The 24,193-nt window shown below is 65.0% G+C and carries 21 protein-coding genes, 1 tRNA gene and 1 pseudogene; 13 read left to right on the plus strand and 10 right to left on the minus strand.

Features of this window, described 5'->3' with window-relative positions:
* The first annotated feature begins 10 nt into the window (after window positions 1-10).
* From bamC to AC2T4A_RS12455, 4 genes are all read left to right on the plus strand, one after another.
* Window positions 11-1,201 carry an NlpB/DapX family lipoprotein gene (bamC, locus tag AC2T4A_RS12440; protein ID WP_416745494.1) on the plus strand — a complete coding sequence of 397 codons (1,191 nt, stop codon included), beginning with the start codon at window positions 11-13 and terminating at the stop codon, window positions 1,199-1,201.
* Window positions 1,140-1,898: an MBL fold metallo-hydrolase gene (locus tag AC2T4A_RS12445; RefSeq protein WP_416745492.1), complete on the plus strand. Its 759-nt coding sequence runs from the start codon at window positions 1,140-1,142 to the stop codon at window positions 1,896-1,898. The genes bamC and AC2T4A_RS12445 overlap by 62 nt, the downstream gene beginning before the upstream one ends.
* 29 nt (window positions 1,899-1,927) lie before the next feature.
* Window positions 1,928-2,638 carry a phosphoribosylaminoimidazolesuccinocarboxamide synthase gene (gene purC / locus AC2T4A_RS12450; RefSeq protein WP_045210340.1) on the plus strand — a complete coding sequence of 237 codons (711 nt, stop codon included), beginning with the start codon at window positions 1,928-1,930 and terminating at the stop codon, window positions 2,636-2,638.
* A gap of 95 nt (window positions 2,639-2,733) precedes the next feature.
* Window positions 2,734-2,823, plus strand: a tRNA-Ser gene (locus AC2T4A_RS12455).
* Between the two features lie 85 nt (window positions 2,824-2,908).
* On the opposite strand, the gene AC2T4A_RS12460 is transcribed toward AC2T4A_RS12455, so the two are convergent.
* From AC2T4A_RS12460 to AC2T4A_RS12475, 4 genes are all read right to left on the minus strand, one after another.
* A complete protein-coding gene (locus AC2T4A_RS12460; RefSeq protein ID WP_486743420.1) occupies window positions 2,909-3,277 on the minus strand; it encodes a hypothetical protein in 369 nt (122 codons plus the stop codon).
* Between the two features lie 98 nt (window positions 3,278-3,375).
* A complete protein-coding gene (locus tag AC2T4A_RS12465) occupies window positions 3,376-3,723 on the minus strand; it encodes a carboxymuconolactone decarboxylase family protein (RefSeq protein WP_017522075.1) in 348 nt (115 codons plus the stop codon).
* Between the two features lie 143 nt (window positions 3,724-3,866).
* Window positions 3,867-4,349: a GreA/GreB family elongation factor gene (locus tag AC2T4A_RS12470; protein ID WP_416745405.1), complete on the minus strand. Its 483-nt coding sequence runs from the start codon at window positions 4,347-4,349 to the stop codon at window positions 3,867-3,869.
* 181 nt (window positions 4,350-4,530) lie between these two features.
* Complete coding sequence (locus AC2T4A_RS12475) at window positions 4,531-5,004, minus strand: RcnB family protein (RefSeq protein ID WP_416745403.1); 474 nt, start codon at window positions 5,002-5,004, stop codon at window positions 4,531-4,533.
* 254 nt (window positions 5,005-5,258) lie between these two features.
* Here AC2T4A_RS12475 and AC2T4A_RS12480 point away from each other — a divergent pair, with 254 nt between their 5' ends.
* The 4 genes from AC2T4A_RS12480 (at window position 5,259) to AC2T4A_RS12495 (ending at window position 8,614) form a co-directional block, all read left to right on the plus strand.
* On the plus strand, window positions 5,259-5,627 hold the full coding sequence (locus tag AC2T4A_RS12480) for an MbcA/ParS/Xre antitoxin family protein (protein ID WP_416745401.1): 369 nt from the start codon (window positions 5,259-5,261) through the stop codon (window positions 5,625-5,627).
* The gene (locus AC2T4A_RS12485) at window positions 5,628-6,392 is read left to right on the plus strand and encodes an RES family NAD+ phosphorylase (protein WP_486743421.1); all 765 of its coding nucleotides are present in this window, start codon (window positions 5,628-5,630) and stop codon (window positions 6,390-6,392) included.
* A gap of 77 nt (window positions 6,393-6,469) precedes the next feature.
* The gene (locus tag AC2T4A_RS12490; protein ID WP_416745397.1) at window positions 6,470-6,679 is read left to right on the plus strand and encodes a hypothetical protein; all 210 of its coding nucleotides are present in this window, start codon (window positions 6,470-6,472) and stop codon (window positions 6,677-6,679) included.
* A 570-nt stretch (window positions 6,680-7,249) separates the two neighbouring features.
* Window positions 7,250-8,614 carry a DNA recombination protein RmuC gene (locus AC2T4A_RS12495; RefSeq protein WP_486743676.1) on the plus strand — a complete coding sequence of 455 codons (1,365 nt, stop codon included), beginning with the start codon at window positions 7,250-7,252 and terminating at the stop codon, window positions 8,612-8,614.
* A gap of 100 nt (window positions 8,615-8,714) precedes the next feature.
* Here AC2T4A_RS12495 and AC2T4A_RS12500 read toward each other — a convergent pair whose 3' ends face one another.
* From AC2T4A_RS12500 to AC2T4A_RS12515, 4 genes are all read right to left on the minus strand, one after another.
* Window positions 8,715-10,061, minus strand: coding sequence for an NAD(P)/FAD-dependent oxidoreductase (locus AC2T4A_RS12500; RefSeq protein WP_486743422.1), 1,347 nt, complete (start codon window positions 10,059-10,061; stop codon window positions 8,715-8,717).
* An 88-nt stretch (window positions 10,062-10,149) separates the two neighbouring features.
* Window positions 10,150-11,040: a metal-dependent hydrolase gene (locus tag AC2T4A_RS12505; RefSeq protein WP_416745393.1), complete on the minus strand. Its 891-nt coding sequence runs from the start codon at window positions 11,038-11,040 to the stop codon at window positions 10,150-10,152.
* A gap of 8 nt (window positions 11,041-11,048) precedes the next feature.
* A complete protein-coding gene (locus AC2T4A_RS12510; RefSeq protein ID WP_486743423.1) occupies window positions 11,049-12,821 on the minus strand; it encodes an SDR family oxidoreductase in 1,773 nt (590 codons plus the stop codon).
* On the minus strand, window positions 12,818-13,702 hold the full coding sequence (locus AC2T4A_RS12515; RefSeq protein WP_486743424.1) for a M24 family metallopeptidase: 885 nt from the start codon (window positions 13,700-13,702) through the stop codon (window positions 12,818-12,820). Before AC2T4A_RS12515 ends, AC2T4A_RS12510 begins: the two co-directional genes overlap by 4 nt.
* A 390-nt stretch (window positions 13,703-14,092) precedes the next feature.
* On the opposite strand from AC2T4A_RS12515, the gene AC2T4A_RS12520 reads away from it, so the two are divergent.
* Complete coding sequence (locus tag AC2T4A_RS12520) at window positions 14,093-14,791, plus strand: MerR family transcriptional regulator (RefSeq protein ID WP_486743677.1); 699 nt, start codon at window positions 14,093-14,095, stop codon at window positions 14,789-14,791.
* A gap of 4 nt (window positions 14,792-14,795) precedes the next feature.
* On the opposite strand, the gene AC2T4A_RS12525 is transcribed toward AC2T4A_RS12520, so the two are convergent.
* Complete coding sequence (locus AC2T4A_RS12525; protein WP_478379686.1) at window positions 14,796-15,710, minus strand: LysR family transcriptional regulator; 915 nt, start codon at window positions 15,708-15,710, stop codon at window positions 14,796-14,798.
* 83 nt (window positions 15,711-15,793) lie between these two features.
* On the opposite strand from AC2T4A_RS12525, the gene AC2T4A_RS12530 reads away from it, so the two are divergent.
* Window positions 15,794-16,252, plus strand: a complete 459-nt coding sequence (locus AC2T4A_RS12530) for a DMT family transporter (RefSeq protein ID WP_486743425.1) — start codon at window positions 15,794-15,796, stop codon at window positions 16,250-16,252.
* A 149-nt stretch (window positions 16,253-16,401) separates the two neighbouring features.
* Here the strand turns inward: AC2T4A_RS12530 and AC2T4A_RS12535 are convergent, their stop codons facing one another.
* On the minus strand, window positions 16,402-19,878 hold the full coding sequence (locus tag AC2T4A_RS12535) for a PAS domain-containing hybrid sensor histidine kinase/response regulator (RefSeq protein ID WP_416745383.1): 3,477 nt from the start codon (window positions 19,876-19,878) through the stop codon (window positions 16,402-16,404).
* A 229-nt stretch (window positions 19,879-20,107) separates the two neighbouring features.
* Here AC2T4A_RS12535 and AC2T4A_RS12540 point away from each other — a divergent pair.
* The 3 genes and pseudogenes from AC2T4A_RS12540 (at window position 20,108) to AC2T4A_RS12550 (ending at window position 24,145) form a co-directional block, all read left to right on the plus strand.
* A pseudogene (locus tag AC2T4A_RS12540) lies at window positions 20,108-20,709 on the plus strand (GNAT family N-acetyltransferase).
* Between the two features lie 216 nt (window positions 20,710-20,925).
* Window positions 20,926-21,777 (plus strand): AraC family transcriptional regulator, encoded by an 852-nt coding sequence (locus tag AC2T4A_RS12545; protein WP_478379685.1) that lies wholly within the window; start codon window positions 20,926-20,928, stop codon window positions 21,775-21,777.
* 202 nt (window positions 21,778-21,979) lie between these two features.
* Window positions 21,980-24,145 (plus strand): TonB-dependent receptor family protein, encoded by a 2,166-nt coding sequence (locus tag AC2T4A_RS12550; protein ID WP_486743426.1) that lies wholly within the window; start codon window positions 21,980-21,982, stop codon window positions 24,143-24,145.
* Window positions 24,146-24,193: the final 48 nt, after the last annotated feature.

Below are 24,193 nucleotides of genomic sequence, written 5' to 3' on the forward strand. Positions count from 1 at the left end.
GCTCCCTCGCATGAAGCGACTGGCAGGACTGACTGCGCTCGCCCTGGTTATCGGCAACACATCCGGCTGCGGCTGGCTATGGGGCCCGGAAGGTTACTTCCGTGACCGTGGCGACGATTACCTGAACGCCCGTGAAACCGCACCGATGAAGGTGCCCGAAGGTCTGCAGAGCAAGCCGCTCGACCCGCTGCTGCCGATTCCGATGAACGTTGCCACCAGCACCGAGAAGGAAGGCGAGTTCGAAGTGCCGCGCCCGCAGCCGCTGTCCGGCGCCGGCGAAGTCAGCGACTTCAGCCTGCAGAAGAGCGGCGACTCGCGCTGGCTGGTAGCCCAGCGTCCGCCGGCCGAAGTCTGGCCGGTCGCGCACCAGTTCTTCCAGGACAACGGCTTCTCCATCGCCAACGAGCGTCCGCAGACTGGTGAATTCAGCACCAACTGGCAGCCGCTGTCGCAACTCTCCGCACCCCTGGCGCGTCGCCTGAGTAGCCGCGTGTCGGGCGTCGAGCCGGACAGCGAGGCGCGTGTTCGCGTGCGCATCGAGCCGGGCGTGCAGACCAACACCAGCGAGGTCTATGTACTGAGCGAAACCCGCCCGGCCGGTAGTACCGCCAACGGCGACTGGCCGACCAAACCGGCTGTGCCGAGTCTGGACGCCGCACTGCTCGACGAGATGATCGCCAGCATGGCTACCAGCGCCGAGAAGGGCGGTTCGGTCTCCCTGCTCGCTGCGCACTCGGACTACGACACCCCCGGCTCCGTCCAGTTGAACAAGGACGGCAGCGGCAACCCGGTACTGACCGTGGATTCCGACTTCGACCGTGCCTGGGTCAGCGTGGGCCGTGCCCTGGATCGTGCCGACATCCGTGTCGACGACCTCAACCGCAGCCTGGGCGTGTACTACGTCAACATCGCCGAAGGCGCGAAGAAGAAGGATGAAGACAAGCCTGGCTTCTTCAGCCGCATGTTCGGTGGTGGCGAGAAGACCAAGGAAGAAGAGGACGCCAAGGCCCAGCGCTACCAGGTTCGCCTGACCAGCGTGAGCAACACCGTCCAGATCACCGTCGACAAAGACATCAACACCTCCGCGCCGGCTGACGTGGCGCAGGGTGTATTGGAAAAACTCCAGGAGAGTATGCGGAATGCACTTCGCGGTCCTGGGGAGCGGAAGCCGGGGCAATTCGGCCTTGGTGAGCAGTTCTGACACCCGGATACTGATCGATTGCGGTTTTCCGCTGCGTGAAACCATCCGCCGTCTGGCGCGCCTGGGCGTAGAGCCCGGGCAGCTGGATGCGGTGCTGGTCACGCACGAGCACTCCGATCACATCAACGGCGTCGAACTGTTGGCCCGGCACCATCGAATACCCGTGTACCTCAGCGCCGGCACCCTGCAGGGAATGCGCAAACCGGTGACACCAGCGGCGCTGCTCAAGTGCGGCGACCGCCTGGTACTGAAAGACCTGGAAGTCACTGCGGTGAGCGTCTCCCACGATGCGCGGGAGCCCCTGCAGTACGTGTTTTCCGATGGCCGGAAGCGCTTTGGCCAGCTCACCGATCTGGGAGCCGCCACGGCGCAGGTGCTGGAATGCTATCGTGGCCTCGATGCCTTGATCATCGAGGCGAATCACGATACCGACATGCTGGCCCGCGGTCCGTATCCCTACCCACTCAAGGTCCGTGTAGGCGGCCAGTGGGGACATTTGAACAACCGGCAGGCCGCCGAACTGGTGGCCCAGCTGGGCTGGGAAAGCCTGCAGCACCTGGTGCTGGCGCATCTCAGCGAAAAGAACAACTCGCCGCAGTTGGCCCGGCAAAGCTTCGTCGACACCCTAGGGTGCGACCCGGACTGGCTGCAGGTAGCCGATCAGCATTCTGGACTCGACTGGCGCACCATCGCCTGAGCCCACCCCCTAAGCAAGCGGAGCCCATCATGGAAAAACGCGAAGAACTCTATCGCGGCAAGGCCAAGTCGGTTTACACCACCGATGACGCCGACCGCCTCGTCCTGCTGTTCCGCAACGACACCTCGGCGTTCGACGGCAAGCGCATCGAGCAGCTCGATCGCAAAGGCATGGTGAACAACAAGTTCAATGCCTTCATCATGCAGAAGCTCGAAGCCGCCGGCATCCCGACCCAGTTCGACGCCCTGCTGTCGGACAACGAAGTACTGGTCAAGAAGCTCGCCATGATCCCGGTCGAGTGCGTTGTGCGTAACTACGCCGCCGGCAGCCTGGTGCGCCGCCTGGGCGTGGAAGAGGGCCTGCAGCTCACCCCGCCGACCTTCGAACTGTTCCTGAAGAACGACGCCCTGGGCGACCCGTTCATCAACGAATCCCACGTCCAGGCCTTCGGCTGGGCGACCCTGGAGCAGTTGGCCGAAATGAAGGCCTACTCCTTCAAGGTCAACGAAGTGCTGAACAAACTCTTCGACGACGCCGGCCTGCTGCTGGTGGACTTCAAGCTCGAGTTCGGCCTGTTCCACGGCAAGATCGTCCTGGGTGACGAATTCAGCCCGGACGGCTGCCGTCTGTGGGACAAAGAGACTCGCAAGAAGATGGACAAGGACCGCTTCCGTCAGGGCCTGGGCGACGTCATCGAAGCCTACGAAGAAGTGGCTCACCGCCTCGGCGTGCCACTCTGATCCGACGAGTGCACGCAAGCGCCTGATACCACGCAAAAAAATCCTGAAACAGGGCTTCGCCTTCAGGCTTCAAGCTGGTATCATGCGCGCCGCACGGAGAGATGCCGGAGTGGCCGAACGGGACGGATTCGAAATCCGTTGAACTGGCAACAGTTCCTAGGGTTCAAATCCCTATCTCTCCGCCATTACATATGGCCGAAACCCCTGAAATGCTTAGCGTTTCAGGGGTTTTGTCTTTTCTGCGCTCTGCAATTCCTGAACAGCGCTCCATCATCCGCAATATCCATCCATCTTCTGCCGATTCCCCTCCGTGGGATTCGCCTGGTACTGCTGTCGCCAGAACTGGCACGGCGCGCTGTTGAAGCGCCTTTCCTGTTCGGATTTCTCTATCTGACGATTCTGCTGTTCCTGCGCTGTCTGCTGGCGTTGCAGGTATTGCTGGAACATTTCCTCGTTGTTCAGCGGTGGAGGCGGGGCTGCGGGATTTGTCGCGTGTGGCGGGGCGAGGCGGGTGGCGACGGTGGTAGGCAGTTCGGGCCAGATCAGCCAGGCGGTAGCGGCGACGGCGAGGCAGCCGAGCCACAGGCCAGTGGCGATGGCGAAGGTGAGTTTCCAGAAACCGAGGGCGGGCTGTGACATGGGGGCTGACTTTGGTGGGCTAAGACCCACTGATACCCCATCGAAGCACTGGAAGGAAAGGGGCAGGCCCGCGGCGCCGAAGCGTCGCGGGCGAGGGCTCATTTCGGTGCGGCGGCGGACTCGTAGGCTTCGAGGGCGCGCAGGGAGTAGATGTAGGCGGCACCCGCATTGAGCGAGATGGCGGTGGCCAGGGTCTGGGCGATCTCGGCCTCGGTGGCGCCGGCCTTGCGCGCGGCTTCGGCGTGGACGCCGATGCAGCCGTCGCAGCGGGTGGTGATGGCTACGGCGATGGCGATCAGCTCGCGGGTTTTGGCATCCAGGGCGTCGCCGTCAGCAGCGGCGGCCTCCAGGGCCTGATAGGCGGCGATCATCTTCGGGTGTTTCTTGCCGAGCGCGCCGAAGGCTTTTTTCACGGCGGGAACGTATTCGGACCAGTTGAACAGCATGATGCTTCTCCTTGAGGCCGGGAGGGATTGGGTGTGGCCTTGAAGCTTAGTCTGTGTCAGTGGGCGCGCCGGGTATTGTCTGTTCCGCTCAGATTTTTCATCGATGCGCTCGAGCGTCGTTGATCAGTTGGGCGGCTGACCCGTCAACAGACATCGAGGATTTCGTAGCGCTGGCGGGCGCTGCCAGCGCCCACCTCGACTTCGTCGCCGGGGTGTCGATGGAGGAGGGCGCTGCCCAGCGGGGCGCGCGTGGTAATGACGAGTATCTCGCAGCCTTCGTACTGCACCTTGAGGCCAGCGCCATCCGGGCCGAGGAACACCCAGCGCTGCTGGCCTTGTTCGTTGATCAGTTGCACCAGGGCGCTGGTCTGTATGCCCTGTTCTTCGTCGAAATCGCGCAGTTGCAGGTTCTCGAACAGCGACAGCGCCTGGCGGATTTCTTCCACGCGGCGCGATTGGCCGGCGGCGAGGTAGGCGGCTTCCAGCCCGAGGGTGTCGTACTTGTTCTCGGCGATGTTTTCCTCGTGGGTCGCGGTCTCGTGGGCCGTCCGGGCGGCGCGCACGGCGACGTCGAGGTCTTCGGCGAGGCGGGCAAGGATCAGTTGGTAGGCGCGTTTCTTGTCCATGGCGGCGGGCTGGAAAATAAAGGCGCCTATCCTAGGGCCTTTGTCTGGCCCTGCGAAGGCGCTTTCAATATTTCCCGCCGCCTGAATTCCCGGAACAAAGGACATCCGGCATATCAATCCAGCGATCCAGACCGTTGTCGCCCAGTTGCGCGCGGTGGGCGACGCCAGCGCCTGAGATGAATCAGTAACCGGCGAGGATGTTGACGATCACGCCGCTGGCGATGGCTATCAGGACGTAGTCGCCGTTGACATACAGCCAGCGATGATCGCGCGGCGGTGCGTACAGGTGGCGGGCATTCCAGTCGGTGACCCAGTAGCGGTCGCCGCGATACGCCGGTGCTACAACCACACCGTGGCGCCACTCGCGATGGGGCACGGGCATGCCAGCCTGCGGGCGGTAGTTCGGGTTCTTGTAGTAACGCGGATCGGCGTGGCCATTGCGTCCCTGATTGTAGTGATCGTGGGGCTGTTGATACTGCGGTGATGGGGTTGGCCGTTGCTGTTGGGGCTGGTGCGGCCGCTGCTGTTGCTGTTGCGGCGGTCGATTATCCGGACGGTTCTGGCCATTGTCCGGGCCGCCCCCCGGCTGGGCGAAACTCGCCAGCGGGCTGCCGAGCATCAGGGCGGCACAGAGTAGGGCGACAGACTTCTTCATGGTATTTCTCCTGACGCAGCCGACTTCGCCGGTGCGTGATCCTGCATTGATCTCCCGGACAATCCGGGTATTTCATGAGACCGCATGGCGGAGTCAATGAACGCCAAGCCTAAGTAAATGTTCGGTAAAGAGAATCTCGGCTTTGTCAGCGCATTGATACACGGCTGTCAGGCGGGAAATCCGGCGGATCTGCTTTGTGCGGTTGCAGCATTTGATGGTATGTTTGGAACAAATGCACTGGATGGAGTTTCGCCATGAGCGCTCTGCTGAAGGAAAAACCGGCCGCCGATGCCGTCCTGGCGAAGGCAGTACTGACCGCTCGCGAGCACTTGGCGATGACCCAGCAGGAACTGGCCGCCATTGTCGGTGTGGACCGTAGCGCGGTGAGCCGCTGGAAGCAGAACGGCCTGCGGGTGGACAGCAAGACCGGCGAGTTGGCCTTGCTGCTGGTGCGCATCTACCGCGCGCTGTTCGCCCTGTTCGGCGGCAACCATGAGGACATGCGCCATTTCCTGCGTACCGAGAACCGTCATCTGGGTGGTGTGCCGCTGCAACTGATGGAGCAGGTGCAGGGGCTGGTCGCCGTGGTCGAGTATCTGGACGCCATCCGGGGCAAGGTCTGAATGTCCTTCGAAGCCGGCGCCCGTCTTTGGGCTGAATATGAAAGTTCGGTCGTCGCCCCCATTCGCGGGCGACTGGTACGAATGGTGGAGAGCCAGGGCCAGGTAGCGACGCTGCAACTGGTGGACACCCTGGAGGAGCAGGCGCTACTGGAGGAGTTGCTGGAAACCAGTAAGCCGCGCATGCCACCGCCCGCCGAGCCGCTGCACTACCTGTTGAAGACGCCGTTTCGCTATCCGCCGCTGCGCTGGGGTTCGCGCTTCGGTCGGCGTCATGAGCCGAGCCTGTTCTACGGCGCGCTCATGCTGGAAACGGCGATGGCGGAGTCGGCTTTCTACCGTTTCGTGCTCTGGGAGGGGATGGCGACACCGCCGCCCAGCGGGCGAATCCTGTCCGAGCATGCATCGTTCGAGGCCCGTTTCCAGGTGCAGAAGGGCGTGCGCCTGCATCTGCCGCCGTTCCGCGAGCACGAGGCGCTGCTCGATCCGCAGGATTACAGCGTCACCCAGGGCCTGGGCAGTGCGATGCGCGACGCAGGGGTGGAGGCGTTCGAGTATCGTTCGGCGCGGTGCCCGCGGGGCGGCGTCAATGTGGCCCTGTTCGCTCCTTCGGCGTTCACCGAGAAGCGTCCGCGCAACCTCACGCCCTGGTTGTGCGAGACCACATCGGAGTACGTAGCCTTCAAGCACGCCCAGGTGCCCGACAGCCCGCGTATCCATCGGCGCGAGCACTATCTGGTGGATGGCAGACTGCCGCATCCGGCCTGACCGCTCATCGTTTTGCCACTGTCGTGTCACGGTGAGCGGTGTATGTTGCGGGATGGCCAAGCAGGGAGTGCCAGACCATGGATATACGGATAACCATCCATCCCAGTGACGATCGTCGCTGGCGCGTGTACCTCAATCAGTTCTTCTATGACTGCAACAGCCGCAGTGCAGCTGAGCGCATTTATGCGCGGGTCTGCGCCGCCGAGCAGTTGGCGATTCAGCTTCCCGAACCACCCCGCGTCCTCCGGCCGCAGCGAGCGCTGCGCCGGGAAGTTCAGATCGCATGAAATTCGCCGGGTATCGGCGTCGGAAGACGGAGCTTCTGGCGCGCATGTCACCCGGTTGAGTGCACTGTCTGCCTAGGAATACTGCTTATCCGCTGCCCTGAAAGGGGGCGGCCGGCTGCTGCGTGGCGCGCACTTGTGCACAATGCCGACGCACTCTGTCAAGTCCTCGAAACATTGCATTTAGCCAGCTCTCGAATTTCCTTGCGTTTTTTAACCTATTGAAAAATAAAGGAAATTTCGATTGGTGAAAAAATCACCAATCTGTCACACGGCCCCAGTTCACTGGGGGTATGGCCTGTTTTCAGCAAGTTCTCCACTGAGTTATCCACAGCTTCTGTGGATTGTCCCGAGCGCTTGCTCAGGAGCCTTGTTCCAGGGCCTTTACAGGGGACGAAGCCGGTTCGGGTGGCCGACTGTTAGACTGGCGCGATCCATTGCCACACCTCGGAGTCTTGCATGCCCCTCGATCTGTCCGCCTTGTTGCTCGGCGCGCTCGCCGGATTGCTGCCCATGGCTGCGCTCGCCTGGCGCCTGCAGGCGCGCAAGGTGGAGGTGGAACAGGAGGCAAGCCTGCTGCGTGAGCGTCTGGCGACGGCGCAGCTGGCGCAGGACGGGCTCTCCGCCCAGGCCGAGGCGGACCGCGAAGCTTTCCAGCGCTTGAGCAGTCGGCATGGCGAGCTGTCTGCCGAAGCGGCGGCGCTGCGCCGCGAAGTCGAACTGGGCAAGGACGAGCGCGCGCGCCTGGGCAATGCCGAGCAGGACTGGCAGGCCGAGCGCGCCGACAAGGAAGTGGAACTGCGTCGCCTCTCCGCCGAGCATGCGGCGCTCTCGGCCGAGTTGCGCGAGCAGCAGGAGAATCACCAGCAGCGCCTGGGCGATCTGCAGGCCGCGAAGGACGACCTGCGTGCCCAGTTCGCCGAGCTGGCCGGGAAGATCTTCGACGAGCGCGAACAGCGCTTTGCCGAGTCCAGTCAGCAGCGCCTCGGGCAGTTGCTCGACCCGCTGAAGGAGCGCATCCAGTCGTTCGAGAAACGCGTGGAGGAAAGCTACCAGGCCGAGGCCCGCGAGCGCTTCTCGCTGACCAAGGAACTGGAGCGCCTGCAGCAGCTGAATCTGCGCCTGGGCGAGGAAGCCACCAACCTGACTCGCGCGCTCAAGGGCCAGAAAACCCAGGGCAACTGGGGGGAACTGGTGCTCGAGCGCGTTCTGGAACATGCCGGCCTGGAGAAGGGCCGCGAGTATGAAACCCAGGTCAGCCTGCGCGCGCCGGACGGCGAGCGCTTCCAGCCCGACGTGCTGATCCGCCTGCCCGGCGACAAGCAAGTGGTGGTGGACGCCAAGGTCAGCCTGACGGCTTACCAGCAATTCATCGCCGCCGAGGATGAGGTGATCCGCCAGCAGGCGCTCAAGGCTCACGTGCTGTCGTTGCGCAACCATGTGAAGGGGCTTTCCGGAAAGGATTATCGGCGCCTCGAAGGCCTGCACAGCCTCGACTTCGTGCTGCTGTTCATGCCGATCGAGGCGGCTTTTTCGGCGGCGCTGCAGGCCGAGCCGAACCTGTTCCAGGAGGCCTTCGAGCGCAACATCGTGATTGTCAGTCCGACCACCCTGCTGGCGACGCTGCGGGTGATCGACAGCCTGTGGCGCCAGGAGCGGCAGAACCAGAATGCCCGGGAGATCGCCGAGCGCGCCGGGGCGCTGTACGACAAGTTCGTGCTCTTCGTGCAGGACCTGGACGAGATGGGCACCCGCCTGCAGCAGTTGGACAAGACTTACGCGGCGGCGCGCAACAAGCTCTGCGAAGGGCGCGGCAACCTGATCAGCCGTGCCGAGCAGGTGAAGCTGCTGGGCGCGCGGGCCAGCAAGAACCTGCCGACGGATTGGCTGGAGCGGGCGTTGAGCGATGATTCGCCGATGGTGGAAGAGGGCGAATAGCTGTTCCTGTAGGAGCGAGCTTGCTCGCGAATCGTATTCCCCGGATGCATCCATGCAGCCGGTGGGCTCTGTTCGCGAGCAAGCTCGCTCCTACAAAAAATCAGAATAGCGAGTAAGGCTTGCCCGCCGTCCCATCGGCGAAGCGCCGCAGCCTGAAGGCATGCAGGTCCATTCCTGGCTCTCCCTTGTGAATCCACTGGCTCATCAGTTGGCCAACGATAGGCCCCATGGCGAAGCCGTGGCCGCAGAAGCCCGTGGCGATCAGCAGGCCGGGCACTTGCGCTGGTGCATCGAGCACTGGAATGCCGTCCGGTAGCACGTCGATCAAACCGGCCCAGCTTTCCACGACTTTCACATCGCGTAGTGCCGGGAAGGCCTTCGCCAGATTCTGCTGTGCAGTGAAGACACGCGAAGTGTTCACCTTCACCTGCGGATCACGCTCGCCCAGTACCGCGCCGTTCACGCCCCTTTCCGAACCCGGCAGGCGCTGGCGCAGATCGTGGAAGAGTGCGCCGTTCAGCTTGAAGGAGAAGCCCGCGCGGTGCTCCGGCAGATGCGGCAGGTAGTGCCTGGCGCCGCGCAGGTAATCGAGATTGAGGTCAATGTCGGCCTGGGTTTCGTCGGCGAGGTTGATGCTGCCGTCGGCGCGTTGGCGGAAACCGATGCCGTGGCCGATGAAGCTCTGCGCGCCGACGTCCGGACCGGGGCTGGTGCGCGAGACGGTGCAGCGCACGGCCTGTTGCGGCAGCTCCAGCCCGAGGCTCTGCACCAGGCGCCAACTGCTGGCTCCGGCGCAGACCAGCAACTGCCGGGTCTTCACATAGCCACGTTCGGTCTGCACGCCGCAGACGGCACCGGCCGCGCGGTCAATGCCGGTGACGCCGCAGCCTTCGACGAACAAGGCACCTCGCTCGATGGCGCGCAGTGCATAACCTGGAGCAACGCGGCGCGGTTCCGCCTGGCCGTCGTTGGCAGTGTAGAGGGCGCCGAGCGCGGGATCGCTCAGCGCCGGCATCAATTGTGCGACTTCCGCACGGCCCAGCAGCCGGGTGCCGAGGCCGAAGTTGGCGGCGACCTTCAGCCAGTCCTCGTACTTGTGCTGCTGCTCCGGGGTTTCAGCCAGGTACAGGCAGCCGCCCTGGCGCCATTCCAGCGTCAGTTGCAGCTCCTTTTCCAACTGCTCCCAGAGCGGGATCGCCGCCATCATCAGCGGCACTTCCGCCGGGTCGCGCGCCTGCTGGCGGACGAAGCCCCAGGCGCGGGTGGATTGCTGGCTGGCGAGGCCGGCCTTGTCCAGCACCAGCACGCTCAGGCCAAGGCCCGCAAGCTGCCAGGCGGTGGCGCAACCCATGATGCCGCTGCCGGCGATGACCACGTCCACCTGCTCCGGCAGGCGCTCCACGCGGGAGGAAAGGGCGGGGTGAAGCGGATAGGTTCCCATCGGCATACGGCGGCATCCCTGAATCGAATAACGGATGTCGCAGTATGCGATTGCCGCGCGCCCTGCATCCACTGCGCGGGCGCGCCGACAGGCCTTACGAGGCGCGCGCGGCCCGGCTGGCGGCCGGTGAGCGGGCCAGGTAGTCCAGCGCTTCCTGGGTGTTGGCCTCGTGGTCGGGGTGGTACCAGGGCTTGAAGTAGCGCAGGAAGCTGGTGGCCAGGGAGCTGATCTTCGGCAGCACGCCGGCCTTCGAACCATCGCGCCAGATCGCCGCGAAGGAGCGTGGCCGGGCGATAGTCGGGTCCTGGCGCGACAGCGTGCGCGTACCGAAGGCGAACAGGTAGATGATCAGCGGCCAGACCACGAACATCCACAACTGCCGGCTGATGAAGGTGCCGCCCAGGTGCACGTGCAGGTCGTGGGCGACGTTGCGGTGCTCCACTTCCTCGGCGCCGTGCCAGCGGAACAGGTCGAGCAGCACCGGGTCGGCCTTGGCGCGGTCCAGCGCATCGGCTTCGAGAATCCATTTGCCCAGAATGCAGGTGAAGTGCTCCACCGCGGCGACGATGGCGCAGCGCTGGCCGATCCACCAGCGCTTGAGCCAGGGTGTGCGGTTGAACAGTTCGATGCCCAGCGGCGTGTCGCTGAGCAGCTGCTCGAACAGGTAGTCCATGACCTTCAGGTAGCGCGTGGAGTCGATGCCGTGGTGGCTCAGGTAGCGCTCCAAAGCTCCCGAGTGGGCGCGGGCGTGCATCGCTTCCTGGCGGATGAAGCCCTGTACGTCCTCGCGCAGCCGGCCTTCTTTCACAAAGGGCAGGGCCTTGTTGTACAGCCGGCAGAACCACAGTTCGCCCGCCGGCAGCATCATATGGATGACGTTGATCGCGTGGGACGCCTCGGGCTCGCCGGGAATCCAGTGCAGTGGCGAGTCGCTGTAGTCGAACTGCACCTTGCGTTGCACGAGCTTGTGATGATGATCGTTCATGGCAGTTCTCAGGCAGTGAGATTGAGGCGGGCGAACAGGCGCGACAGCCAGGGCATGAAGCGCCATTGCAGGGCGCCCAGGTGCACTTCGCTGCCGACCTTCACCACCGGCTGGTCGCGCTCTACGGCGCGGGTGATGCGCTCACCGACGGTATCCGGGCTGAGCCGGCGCCGACGATAGAAGCGCTGCACCTTGGCGCGATGTCTGGCTTGTTGTTCGTCATTCATGCCGGCAAAGCGCGTGGCCTGGACGATGCCGGTATCGACGAAGCCCGGGCACGCCGCGCTGACGCCAATGCCGTGGCCGGCCAGTTCGGCGCGCAGGCATTCGCTGAGCATCAGCACTGCGGCCTTGCTGGTGGCGTAGGCCGGGTAGTTGCGCGAAGGCGCGAAGGCCACGCCGGAGGCGACGTTGACCAAGTGGCCCGGCTTGCCGGCCTCGACCATCTGCTGGCCGAACAGCCGGCAGCCGTCGATCACGCTCCACAGATTGATGCGCAGCAGGCGCTCCCATTCCGGCGGGGTGGTCTTGAGCATCGGCCCGGCCATGCCGATGCCGGCGTTGCTCACCACCACGTCGGGCACGCCAAGGCTGCTTTTCACCCACTGGGCGAAGCGCTCCATGGCGGCGCTGTCGCCTACGTCCACACAATAGCTGTGGGCGCTGGCGCCGACCGCGCGGGCCAGTTCGGCGCTGCGCTCGGCGGCGGCCGGGTCGATGTCTGCAGCCAGCACGCTTGCGCCGCGCTCGGCGAAGCTCAGCAGAGTCGAACGGCCGATACCGCCGCCCGCGCCGGTTACCACCACGAGCTTGCCGGCGAAGGGGCCGGCGCCGGGTTTCAGTGCGGCGCGCTGCAGTTCTGGCGTCGCTTCGCCGCCCTCGATGTGGCTCACGAACTCGTCGATCCAGTTGCCCAGTTGAGCCGGCTCGGCGAGCAGTTGCCAGTGCCCGGCGGTGACGTCGCGGCGCCACAGGCGCGGGGCCCACAGCGAGAGTTGCTGGAACAGCTGCTGGCCTACGTAGCGGTCGCGGGTCGGCACGATGAGTTGCACCGGCACCTCGGTATGCCGTTTGCGCGGCTTGAAGATCGAGGTGATGAAGTTGGCCCGGTAAAGCTTCACGCCGTGTTCGCCGTCGCTGGCCTGGTGCGGGTTGCGCACCGGGTTGCGGATGCCTTCGACCTTGCGCAGGTATTGCGGCCACGCTTTCGCCGCGCCGAAGCGCCAGGACAGCGATGGCAGCAGCGGCAGGTGGAAGTAGTAGATGTACCAGGAGTGCAGCAGCTGGCTGGCCATCTGCAGCAGCGCTCGTGGCGTCTTGCGACGCAGACGGTCACGCATCCAGAAGCCGACGTGGTCCAGGCAGGGGCCGGAGACGCTGGTGTAGGAAGCGATGCGCGCGCGCAGCTGCGGATCGGTGACGCTCTCCCAGGTCTGGATCGAACCCCAGTCGTGGGCCACCAAATGCACCGCGCGTTGCGGGCTGACGGCGTCGAGCACTGCCTTGAGGTCCTGGCTGAGCAGTTCCAGGCCGTAGTCGCGGGTCTTGCGCGGCTTATCCGATTCGCCAGCGCCGCGGACGTCATAGGCGACCAGTTGATAGCGGCCTGACAGGTGGCGGATCAACGGCAACCAGGTTTCATGGTTGTCCGGGTAGCCGTGGACGAACAGCACCATCGGCAGGTGCGCCTCACCCCAGCGCCAGACCGCCAGGCGCACGTTGCCGGACTGCACATCCAGCCGTTCCGGTGCCGGCAGGGCTTTCTCCAGCATGGCGTTCATGCCACCTCCCGCCGCGCCGGTGCGCTGATCAGGCCGCGCGCGGTCCAGCGGCGCACGTGGGGCAGGTCGTCGTCGAGCCAATAGGCATCGTCCTCGGTGACCACCAGCAGTTCCTCGAACTTGGCGCCCACGCCGCGCAGGCCCAGGTGCGGCTCGACGGCCCAGAGGCCCGGCGTTGGCGCGTGTTGCGAACGGTCGTTGCTCGACCACAGCGGCGACCAGCCTTCGCGGCGGCCGGTGACCAGGGCGTTCTTCATCAGCGTGGCAATATTGCGCACGCCGAAGCGCGCCACTGAGGGCCCGGTATTACGCGCGCCGAGTTTTTCCACGCGGTGCGCCAGCACTTCGAAGGGGTAGGCCTTGTGTCGGGGCAGGGTGCCCTGGCGATGGCAGAGACGGTCCACCGACTGGCTGACTTCCGCCAGCGGCAGGCGTTGGCGCACCTGCTCGACGATCAGGTTGCGGTGTGCCAGCAGGTCGTCCATCAGCCGTTCCACCAGCAGGTTGTGGCCCAATGCTCCGGAGTAGCCGACGTCGGCGGTGAAGGCGCCCAGGGTTGGCGCGCAGTCGAGGATGAAGGGCATGCCTTCTTCCAGGCGCTGCTTGCCGGGATAGAAGGCCAGGTTGAAACCGCCCAGGTGGCGCAGGCCGTCGAAACCCTTGAACGAAGTGCGGGCGCCGAACCAGGCGAAGGGCTGGTGGAACCAGTCGCGCACGCCGTGATCGAGCAGCCAGGTCTTCATCAGGGCGGCGGTCTCGCGCTCGCTGATGCCCGGGCGCAGTTCGCCGGCAATGGTTTCGCAGCAGCGGTAGGCCAGTTGCTGAATCTCGCGGAAGTGCCGCAGGTCTTCGGGGGTGGGCACCCAGGCGCCTTGGGACATGACTTTCTCCAGGCTGGTTGTTGTTATCGTTACATCGGTCGATGTCATGATCGATGCTGACCCATCGTTGAACGTTGCGCCATGCGTGCGCGCCGGGCCTGGAGTGTTACCGGAACGGAGAACCGCTGACGGCGCGGCTTGTGGGCGGAAACGGGATAAACGGCGGGTGCAGTTCCCGTCTTTGGTTGGGCCTCGGGGATGAGAAAGGGATCACCGAAGGATTAATCCTTCCGATTGTTCCGGGGGCATGTCGCTGGCTATCATCCGGCCATGAGCACACCTCTGAACCTCTTGCAGCGCCTGCTGCAGCGCCCGGACGACGCGCCTTCCGAACTGGAAGAGGAGCGCGAGTATTCCGTGGATGAGCTGGCCCGCGAGGGCGGCACCACGGTGCGCAACCTGCGTGCCTACCAGGACCGAGGCCTGCTGCCGCCACCCGAGCGCCGGGGCCGTGCCGGGGTGTATTTCGCCAGCCATCTGCGCCGCCTGCGGTTGATCAACCGTTTGCTGGAGCGTGGCTACAACATCGCCAATATCAAGGAGCTGCTGGAGAGCTGGGAGCGCGGCCAGGATCTGGACCACGTGCTCGGCCTCGACGAGGCTATCGTCGGCCCCTGGAACCTGGAGTCGCCCGGCAGCATCGAGTTCAGCGACCTGCAGGCGTTGTTTGGCGAGGAGCTCAACGACGCAGTGATCGACCAGGCACTGGCGCAGGGCCTGTTGGCCTTCGATGGCGAGCGCATCAGCATTCCAAGCCCGCGCCTGTTCAATGCCGGTGTCGAGCTGTACCGCGCGGGTATTCCATTGGCGTCGCTGCTGGATCATCTGGCGGTGCTGCGCAGTGATACCGAGCACCTCGCCGCCGGCATCGTGCGCCTGGTGGTAACTCATCTGGTGGACAAGCCCGGCGCCGACCTGCTGCCCGGAGCTGCCGATCTGGAGCGACTTGCCGAAGTCTTTCAGCGCCTGCGGCCGGTGGCCGAGCAGGTGGTGCTGGTGGAGTTGGCACGCGGCCTGAAACGCTCGGCCAACGAGATGCTCGGCGAGCGCGTCGGGGAAATCCTCCGGCGGCTGGAAACGCCGGAGTAACGCCTCAGGTCCTGCTGGTCACCACGGCCAGCTTGCCGCGCAACCAGCGCCGCGCCGGGTCATCCTCGCTGGTGTCTGACCAGATCTGCACGAAATCGAACGGCGCCAGCTTCAAGGGCGGTTCGAAGCTGGCTAGGCCATGGCTGGCGAGATCAGCCGGGAGCATTCGCGCGGCAATCGTCAGGACCATATCAGTGCCCGCCAACAGGCTGGGCGCCACGCTGAAGTGCGGCACGGTGGCGGCGACCTTGCGGCGGCGACCGAGCTTTTCCAGATGGCTGTCGATCTCTTCCGCTGGGCTCTGCTGCAGGGCAACCCGCAAGTGTGGGGCGGCGAGGTAGTCGTCCAATTCCAGGCGCTTTCTTGCGCCCAGGGTTTCGCGCGAACACAGGCAGACGAAGCGCTCCTCGAACAGCCGCTGTACGCGCAGCCCTTCGGGCAGCATCGGGAAGACGCCCAGTGCGCCATCGAGCTCGCCGCTCGCCACCTGTTCCGCCATGCCCACCCGCGAAGCCTGGCGTACGTCCAGGTGAATACCCGGCGCTTCGCGGCGCAGGATCGGCAGCAAAGCCGGCAACACCACCCAGGCGCCGTAGTCGGACATACCCAAGCGCAGCTCCAGCTCGGCGCTGGCCGGTTCGAAGTCGTCGCCCAGCACCAGCCGACGCACGCCACCGAGAATGTCCCTCAGCGGGCCGGCCAGCTCGAAGGCGCGGCGGGTCAGCTGCATCTGGTTGCCGGCGCGCAGCAGCAGCGGGTCATCCAGCAAGTCGCGCAGGCGATTCAGCGCATGGCTTACCGCCGGCTGGGTCATGGCCAACCGCTCGGCTGCACGGGAGACGTGGCGCTCTTCCAGCAGGGCGTCGAGGATCACCAGCAGGTTGAGGTCGATGCGGCGCAAGTCATGAATTGAGTGCATTCAGGTTGTACCATTCATTCATTTCCATGCGTTGGATGGATAGCAGAAGCTGAGCCTCATCGACAAGCCATGGAGAATTTTCGATGTCGAAACTGCTTCTGCTCTTGCCCGCCATTGGTGTGGGCGCTCTGGTTGCCTTGCAGGCTGGGAGCAACTCGCTGCTGGGGCGCCAGTTGGGACACCCGTTGAGTGCCAGCCTGACGTCGCTGGGGGTGAGCCTGGCGGCGGTGATCATTGCGCTGCTGGCGTTCAGGGTGCCGCTTCCAGCGGCTGCCGGCATTGCCACCACGCCTTGGTGGGGCTGGCTCGGCGGGCTGTTCGGGGCGGCCTATCTGACGGTGGCGGTGATGCTGGCGCCGCAGCTGGGCGCGGCAACGTTCCTCGCATGCGTGGTGGCGGGGCAGATGCTCATGTCGGCGTTGTGTGATCAGTTCGGTTGGGCGGGGTTTTCGGTGCGAAAATTATCGCCCGAGGGCTATCTGGCCATTGGGCTGATCATTGCCGGGGTGGTGTTGTTGCAGTGGCGCGGGAGGGTGGCGTGAAGTATCGCTGGCAGCTGGTAGTGGGTGGGTTCGCGAGCAAGAACTGGGCGTCCCCCTCGATCCTACAAGAGCCACTCAGAGGCTCGGTGTGGCTGTAGGAGCGAGCTTGCTCGCGAACCGCCGCGGCTGCCAAGGCACGGCTGGACAATCTATTTCAGGCTCAAATGCCGACTCAACAACGCGCGTAACGCCGCCGGCTTCACCGGCTTGGGCAGGAAGTCCAGCCCGGCCGCGTGGATTTGCGCCACCAGTTCGGGGCGGGCGTCCGCGCTGATCACCACGCCCGGCACCGGTTCACCCAGGCGGGTGCGCAGCCAGGCCATGAGGTCCGTCCCCAGTTCGCCGTCATCCAGGTGGTAGTCGATCAGCGCCAGTTGCGGGCGAGCGTCGCCGTCGAGCAGGGCCTGGCATTCCTCGCGGCTGCGTGCGGTGAGCACGCGGCAGCCCCAGCGAGTGAGCAGGCTGTTCATGCCGGTGAGGATGCTGTCCTCGTTATCGACGCAGAGCACCTGCGCGCCGTTGAGTTGTTCCGGGGTTTCCACTTTGTGCCCGTTGAGCGGCGCCGGGGCCGGCTGGCGCGCCAGCGGTACGCTGACGCTGAACACGCTGCCTTTGCCCGGCCACGAGCGCACTTCCAGGCGGTGGTCGAGCACCTTGCACAGCCTGTCGGCAATGGCCAGGCCGAGGCCCAGGCCCTTTTCGGCGCGGGTCTGGTGGCTGTCCAGGCGTTTGAATTCCTCGAAGATCACCTGCAGCTTGTCTGGCGGGATGCCCGGGCCGTGGTCCCAGACCTCCAGGCGCAAGTGCCCGGCTTCGCGACGCACGCCGAGCAGTACGTGGCCCTTGGCGTAGCGGAAGGCGTTGGTGAGGAAGTTCTGCAGCACGCGGCGCAGCAGCTTGATATCACTTTCCACGCGCAGCTTGCTGCCGCGCACGTGGAAGTCGATGCCGTGCTCCTGGGCCAGCACGCGGAACTCCACGCCGAGGGTGTCGTACAGGTTGCTCAGCGGGAAGGCCGCGATGTCGGCACTGACGCGGCCGCCTTCCAGGCGCGAGATGTCCAGCAGGTCGGTGATCAGGTCTTCCGCCGAGCGCAACGAGGAGTCCAGGTGGCGTACCAGCTCGGTGGCCTCTTCGGGCAGTTTTTCCTGGTGGGCGAGGGCGGCGGAGAACAGCCGCGCGGCGTTCAGTGGCTGCATCAGGTCATGGCTGACGGCGGCGAGGAAGCGCGACTTCGACTGGTTGGCGGCTTCCGCGGTGCCCTTGGCTTCGGTCAGCGCCTGGTTGAGTTGCGACAGCTCGAAGGTGCGCTCCTGCACGCGTTGCTCCAGGCTCTCGTTGGCGTCCTTGAGGCCCTGTTCGGCATCGCGGTAGTTGGTGATGTCGGTGAAGCTCATGACGAAGCCGCCGCCCGGCATCGGGTTGCCGATCAGTTCGATCACCCGGCCATTGGGGAACAGTCGCTCGGAGGTATGCGGCGTGCCCTGGCGCATCCAGTACAGGCGCTTGGCGACGTGCAGGTCCGGGTCGCCCGGCCCGCAGAGGTTACGCTCGGCGTTGTAGCGGATGATGTCAGCGATCGGGCGGCCGACGTAGATCAGCCCGTCCGGGTACTCGAACAGTTCGATGTAGCGGTGGTTCCAGGCCACCAGGCGCAGCGACTGGTCGACCACGCTGATGCCCTGGGTGATGTTCTCGATGGCGCCCTGCAGCAGCGCGCGGTTGAACTGCAGCACCTCGGAGGCTTCGTCGGCGATCTTCACCACGTCCTCCACCTGCATCTCGCGGCCTTCGATGGCGGCCTTCACCACGGCGCGCGCGGAGGAGGCGCCGAGCACGCCGGCGAGCAGGCGTTCGGTGTGGGCGATCCATTCGTCGTTGGCGTTCTGGCTTGGGGTGAAGCCCTTGCCCTGGCGGTAGGCGAAACGGATGAAACTCTGCCGCGCGCGTTCCTCGCCGACGAAACGCGCGGCGAGCATCAGCAGGTCTTCCAGCTGCACAGCGAGCATCGAGCGCGAGCTGAGCTTCTGGGAGATTTCCTGGCCGATGAAGCGGCTGGCCTGCCAGTGCTCGGAAACACGGGTACGGGAGAACACCGAGACCAGCCCGAACAGCGCGAAATTGCCGATCAGCGAGAGCAGCACGCCGAGGGTCAGCGGTTCGATGGACAGGCCGAACGGCCGGCCAGCGAGCCAGGCCAGGCCGGGGAAGGTTTCCAGCGGCCAACCCAGGCCCTTGGCAACGACCGGCAACACCAGGGTGTAGGCCCAGAGGAAGGAGCCAGCGGCCAGGCCGGCAAACACGCCGCGGCGGTTGGCCTGCTTCCAGTACAGCGCGCCGATCATCGCCGGGCCCAGCTGAGCGATGGCGGCGAAGGCGATCTGGCCGATGGTGGCGAGGCTCGCGGTGGAGCCCAGCAGTCGATAGCTGACATAGGCCAGCAGGAGGATCAGCGCGATGCTCACCCGGCGCACGGTCAGCAGCCAGTGGCGGAACACCTCGAAGGGCTGCTCGGCCTCGCCCTTGCGGCGCAGCAGCCAGGGCAGCAGCATGTCGTTGGAGACCATGGTGGACAGCGCCACGCTGGCGACGATGACCATGCCGGTGGCCGCCGAGGCGCCGCCGATGAAGGCCAGCAGGGCCAGGGCGGGATGGGCCTCGGCCAGCGGCAGGCTGATCACGAAGGAGTCGGGCATCACGCCAGCCGGCAGGTGCATCTGCCCGGCGAGGGCAATCGGCACCACGAACAACGCAGCCAGCACCAGGTAGATCGGGAACACCCAGCGCGCCAGGTTCAGGTCGCGCGGCTCGATGTTCTCCACCACCAGTACGTGGAACTGGCGCGGCAGGCACATGATGGCAGTCATCGCCACACCGGTCTGCAGTAGCATGGCCGGCCAGTGCACCGTCTCCTTCCAGTACTCGTTGAGCTGCGGGGCGACGCGGGCCTTGTCCACCAGGTCGCCGAAGCCGTCGTAGAGGCCGTAGGTGACGAAGATGCCGACGGCGAGGAAGGCGGTGAGCTTGACCAGCGATTCGAAGGCGATCGCCAGCACCATGCCGCGGTGGTGTTCGGTGACGTCCAGGTTGCGGGTGCCGAAGACGATGGTGAACAGCGCGAGGATCAGCGACACGATCAGCGCCGTGTCCTGGGCGCGGATGCCGGTGGAGTCGGGCCCGGCGCCGATCAGCAGGTTCACCCCGAGGACGATGCCCTTGAGCTGCAGGGCGATGTAGGGCAGCACGCACACCACGCAGATCAGTGCCACCACCACAGCCAGCGCCTGCGACTTGCCGTAGCGCGCGGCGATGAAGTCGGCGATGGAGGTGATGTTCTCCTGCTTGCTGATCATGATCATCTTCTGCAGCACCCAGGGCGCGAAGAGCATCAGCAGCACGGGGCCGACGTAGATCGGCAGGAATGACCAGAGTTGGTCGGCGGCCTGGCCGACGGCGCCGAAGAAGGTCCAGCTGGTGCAGTATACGGCCAGCGAGAGACTGTAGACCCAGGCGCGGACACGCGGCGAAAGAGGGGCGCGACGGCGGTCGCCATAGAACGCGATGGCGAACAGGACCGCCATGTAGAGCAGGGCGACCGTTGCGATCAACCCACTGGACAACGACATGCTGACTCCGGAAGTGAACTGGCTCCCCCGCAGGAGCACTGGCAGCAGTTTCGCACCAAAGTCCGGAACTGTCAGACGCCTGCTACCAATGTCTCAGTGGCGCTGTGTCGCGCCTCACACTTGAGGACGCGGCGCCAGGCTGGTAGCTTGCCGGCCTTTTCGCGGTCCGTCTGTCGTGCGCCTGCCGGCAGGCGGCACTTCATCGGGCCGCTACGCTCTGATGTGAGCGATGATTTCGCGTCGAGTTTCGAGGAGGGCGCCATGTTCAGACCGTTACCCATCACCTTGCAGCGCGGGGCCCTGCGCCTGGAGCCGATGGTGGAGGCCGACGTGCCGGACCTGGTGACGCTGGCGGAGCAGAACCGTGACGTCCTGCAGTTCATGAGTGCGCCGGGGCGCCCGGACTGGTACCGCCAGGGCCTGGCCGACCAGCGCGAGGGCCGCTCCCTGCCGCTGGTAGTGCGCCTGGGCAACCAGATCGTCGGCACCACGCGCTTCATGGACTTCCTTCCGGCGCTGCCGGCCTGCGAGATCGGCGCCACCTGGCTGGACCAGGCCCAGCACGGCAGCGGCCTCAACGCCACGATGAAGTACCTGATGCTGCGCCATGCCTTCGACAGCTGGAAGATGGTCCGCGTGCAGTTCAAGACTGCCGCCAGCAACGAGCGCTCCCAACGCGCAATCGAGAAACTCGGCGCAGTGCGCGAAGGCGTGCTGCGCAACCACCGTCGCCTGGCTGGTGGCCGGCTGGACGACACCATCCTGTACAGCATCACCGACCAGGAATGGCCCCAGGTGAAGGCCACGCTGGAAGCCGGTTTCGTCGGCTGAGTGGTACTCTGGTCTCGGCTTCAGAACCCCTCACCCTCTCCCCAGGGGAGCGAGGACTGATCGGCGCAGGCTGAAGCCATCGTGCCAGCCGGCACGGACGGCCCCTTCTCCCTCTGAGCGGGGCGCGTAGCCAGGGCTGGGGTGAGGGGAAAGTCCTGGCACCGTAGTAGCTTCCGAATGGCGCGGTGCTCAGAGAATCGATTGACGGGATGACCCATGGCAGAACACGACGCGAGCGGCGAACGCACCCGCTTCTGGCGCGCCCAGGAGTTGGGCGGCGTCGAGTTGCTGCACGCGCGTTATATCGAGCAGGTGTTCTCGCCCCACGTCCATGAAGGCTTCGCCTTCGTCATGATCGAGCAGGGCGCACAACGTTTCCACCACCGTGGCGCCGAGCACTTCGCCCCGGCCGGCAGCGTGGTGCTGATCAACCCCGACGAGGTCCATACCGGCTCCAAGGCCGATGAGGCCGGCTGGCGCTATCGCGGCTTCTACCCAGAGCTGGCGCAGGTCTCGGGCGTGCTGGAGGAGTTGGAACTGGGCGGAGGCGGCACACCGTCCTTCGATGCCAGCGTGGTGTTCGACCCGGAACTGGTGCAGGCGCTGTTCGCCGCGCACCACCTGCTGGATTCCGATGCCACCGTGCTGCAACGCCAGACTTGCTGGCGCGAGGCCTTGCTGATGCTGTTCCAGCGTCATGCGCGGATTCCCGAGGCGCCGCCGGCCGGTAGCGAGCCGGTGGCTGTGGCCCGAGCCCGTGAGCTGCTGGGTTCGCGTCTGATGGAGCCACCGTCACTGGAAGAACTGGCCACCGCCGTTGGGCTGTCGCCGTTCCACTTCGCCCGGGTGTTCCGCAAGGCCACTGGCCTGCCGCCGCATGCCTGGCTCAAGCAGCGTCGGCTGGAGCAGGCGAGGGCACTGCTCAAGCAGGGCTGCATGCCGGTGAACGTCGCCATGCAACTGGGCTTCGCCGATCAGAGCCACCTCAGCCGTCAGTTCAAGCAGGCTTATGGCGTCGGTCCCGGTGAGTACCGTCAGGCCTGTGCTCGGTCGTTCCGTTCGGCCTGATTGTCTTCATCGATTCTCGGAACTCCCATCGCACAGGGGCTGGTGGCCTATTGCCGTGCCTGATGAACAGTTGTTCGAGATGCCGAAAAGAGAATCTGAGTCAACCGGAATATTTTTTCATTTGCGATACATTTGCATTTACAAAATTTACAATCAGTTCTAATTTCCCGCCCCTTCACGAAGTACCCGGGGAGGGGGATGCATGTCGCACGTTCGTTCATGGTCGCGCCTGGCGATCGCCGTAGCCCTGGCCACGCCGCTGCTGCCAGCGCAGGCCGAGGAAGAGACCAAGGAGTTGGAGACTGTCACCGTCGTCGGTGACTGGCTCGGCGAGGCCGACCAGCAGGTGGTGCAGAACCACCCCGGCGCCCGCACCGTGGTGCGGCGCGAACAGATGATCGAAGAGGGCGCGCAGAACGTGCGCGACGTGCTGCGCGGCATTCCCGGCGTGCAGGTGCAGGACAACAACGGCACCGGCGGCAGCGATGTTTCCCTCAACGTCGGCGTGCGCGGTTTGACCTCGCGCTTGTCGCCGCGCTCGACCGTGCTCATCGACGGCGTCCCGGCTGCCGTGGCGCCCTACGGTCAGCCGCAGCTGTCGATGTTCCCGCTGTCGGTCGGCAACCTCGACAGCGTCGACGTCGTGCGTGGCGCAGGTTCCGTGCGCTATGGCCCGCAGAACGTCGGCGGGGTGATCAACTTCGTCACCCGCGCGATTCCCAAGGAATTCTCCGGCGATGTTGGCAGCACCGTGGAAACTGCTTCCCACGGCGGCTGGAAGAAGCTCTACAACGCCTTCCTGGGTGGCACCGCCGACAACGGCATGGGTGCTGCGCTGTTGTATTCGGGCGTGAAGGGCGCGGGCTACCGCGACAGCAACGATTCCACCGACATCGACGACGTGATGTTCAAGACCCACTGGGCGCCCACCGACGTCGATGAGTTTTCTGCCAACTTCCACTACTACGACGGCAGCGCCGACATGCCCGGCGGCCTGACCCAGGCGCAGTTCGACAAGGACCCGTACCAGTCGGTACGCGACTACGACAACTTCACCGGCCGCCGCAAGGACGTCTCGCTCAAGTACAAGCGGCAGATCGACGACCTCACGCAAGTGGAAGTGCTGACCTACTACAGCGACAGCTTCCGCGGCAGCACCATCGCCAACCGCGACCTCAAGACCCTGGCGTCCTACCCGCGCGACTACCACACCTTCGGCATCGAGCCGCGCGTGTCGAAGATATTCATGGTCGGCCCGACCACCCAGGAAGCCAGCATCGGCTATCGCTACCTGAAGGAAGCGATGCACGAACGCGCCAGCCAGGTCGGCCTGGTGAACAACATTCCCACCGTGCAGCCGGGCGCTGACGGCCACATCTATCAGGACCGCACCGGCGGCACCGAGGCGAACTCCATCTACCTCGACGACAAGATCGACGTGGGCAACTGGACCGTTACCCCGGGCATCCGCTTTGAGCGCATCTCCACCGACTGGCACGAGCGCCCGGTAATCGACAACAAGGGCAAGCCGGTCCAGGAAAAGAACCGCAGCAGGGACTACAACGAGCCGCTACCGGCACTGGCGGTGATGTATCACCTGTCGGACGAGTGGAAGCTGTTCGCCAACTACGAGACTTCCTTCGGCAGCCTGCAGTACTTCCAGCTTGGCCAGGGTGGCAGCGGCAACGACACCGCCAGCGGCCTGCAGCCGGAAAAGGCGAAGACCTACGAAGTAGGCACCCGCTACGACAACGGCACCTGGGGTGGCGAAGTCACGCTGTTCTACATCGACTTCGACGACGAGTTGCAATACATCAGCAACGACGTGGGCTGGACCAACCTGGGCGCTACCAAGCACCAGGGCATCGAGACCTCGGCGCACTACGACATGGCCGCGCTCGATCCGGTTCTCGCCGGCCTGACCGCCTACGGCACCTTCACCTACACCCGCGCCACCTATGAAGGCGAGATCCCGTCGTTCAAGGGCCGCGACCTGCCGCTTTACTCGCGCCAGGTGGCCACCATCGGCCTGCGCTACGAGCACGACCGCTGGACCTACAACTTCGACGGCTTCGCGCAGTCGGGGCAGCGCGCGCCCGGCCCGACCACCAACTCCAACGGCAGCTTCACCGGCAACTACATTACCGAGCCGAGCGCCGATGGCCAGTACGGCGACATCCCCGGCTATGTGCTGTGGAACGCCCGTGTGGGCTACGACTTCGGGCCGCAGGCGTCGAATCTGAAGGTTGCCGCCGGGGTGAAGAACATCTTCGATCAGATGAACTACACCCGCTCCAGCGACAACAACGCCGGTATCTACCTGGGTGAGCCCCGCACCTTCTACGTGCAGGGCAGCGTCGGCTTCTGACCGCCTCCCCTCCAGCGAAAAAGCCCGTCCCGCGTGACGGGCTTTTTT

It is taken from the genome of Pseudomonas sp. PVC-3-1, assembly GCF_057444315.1.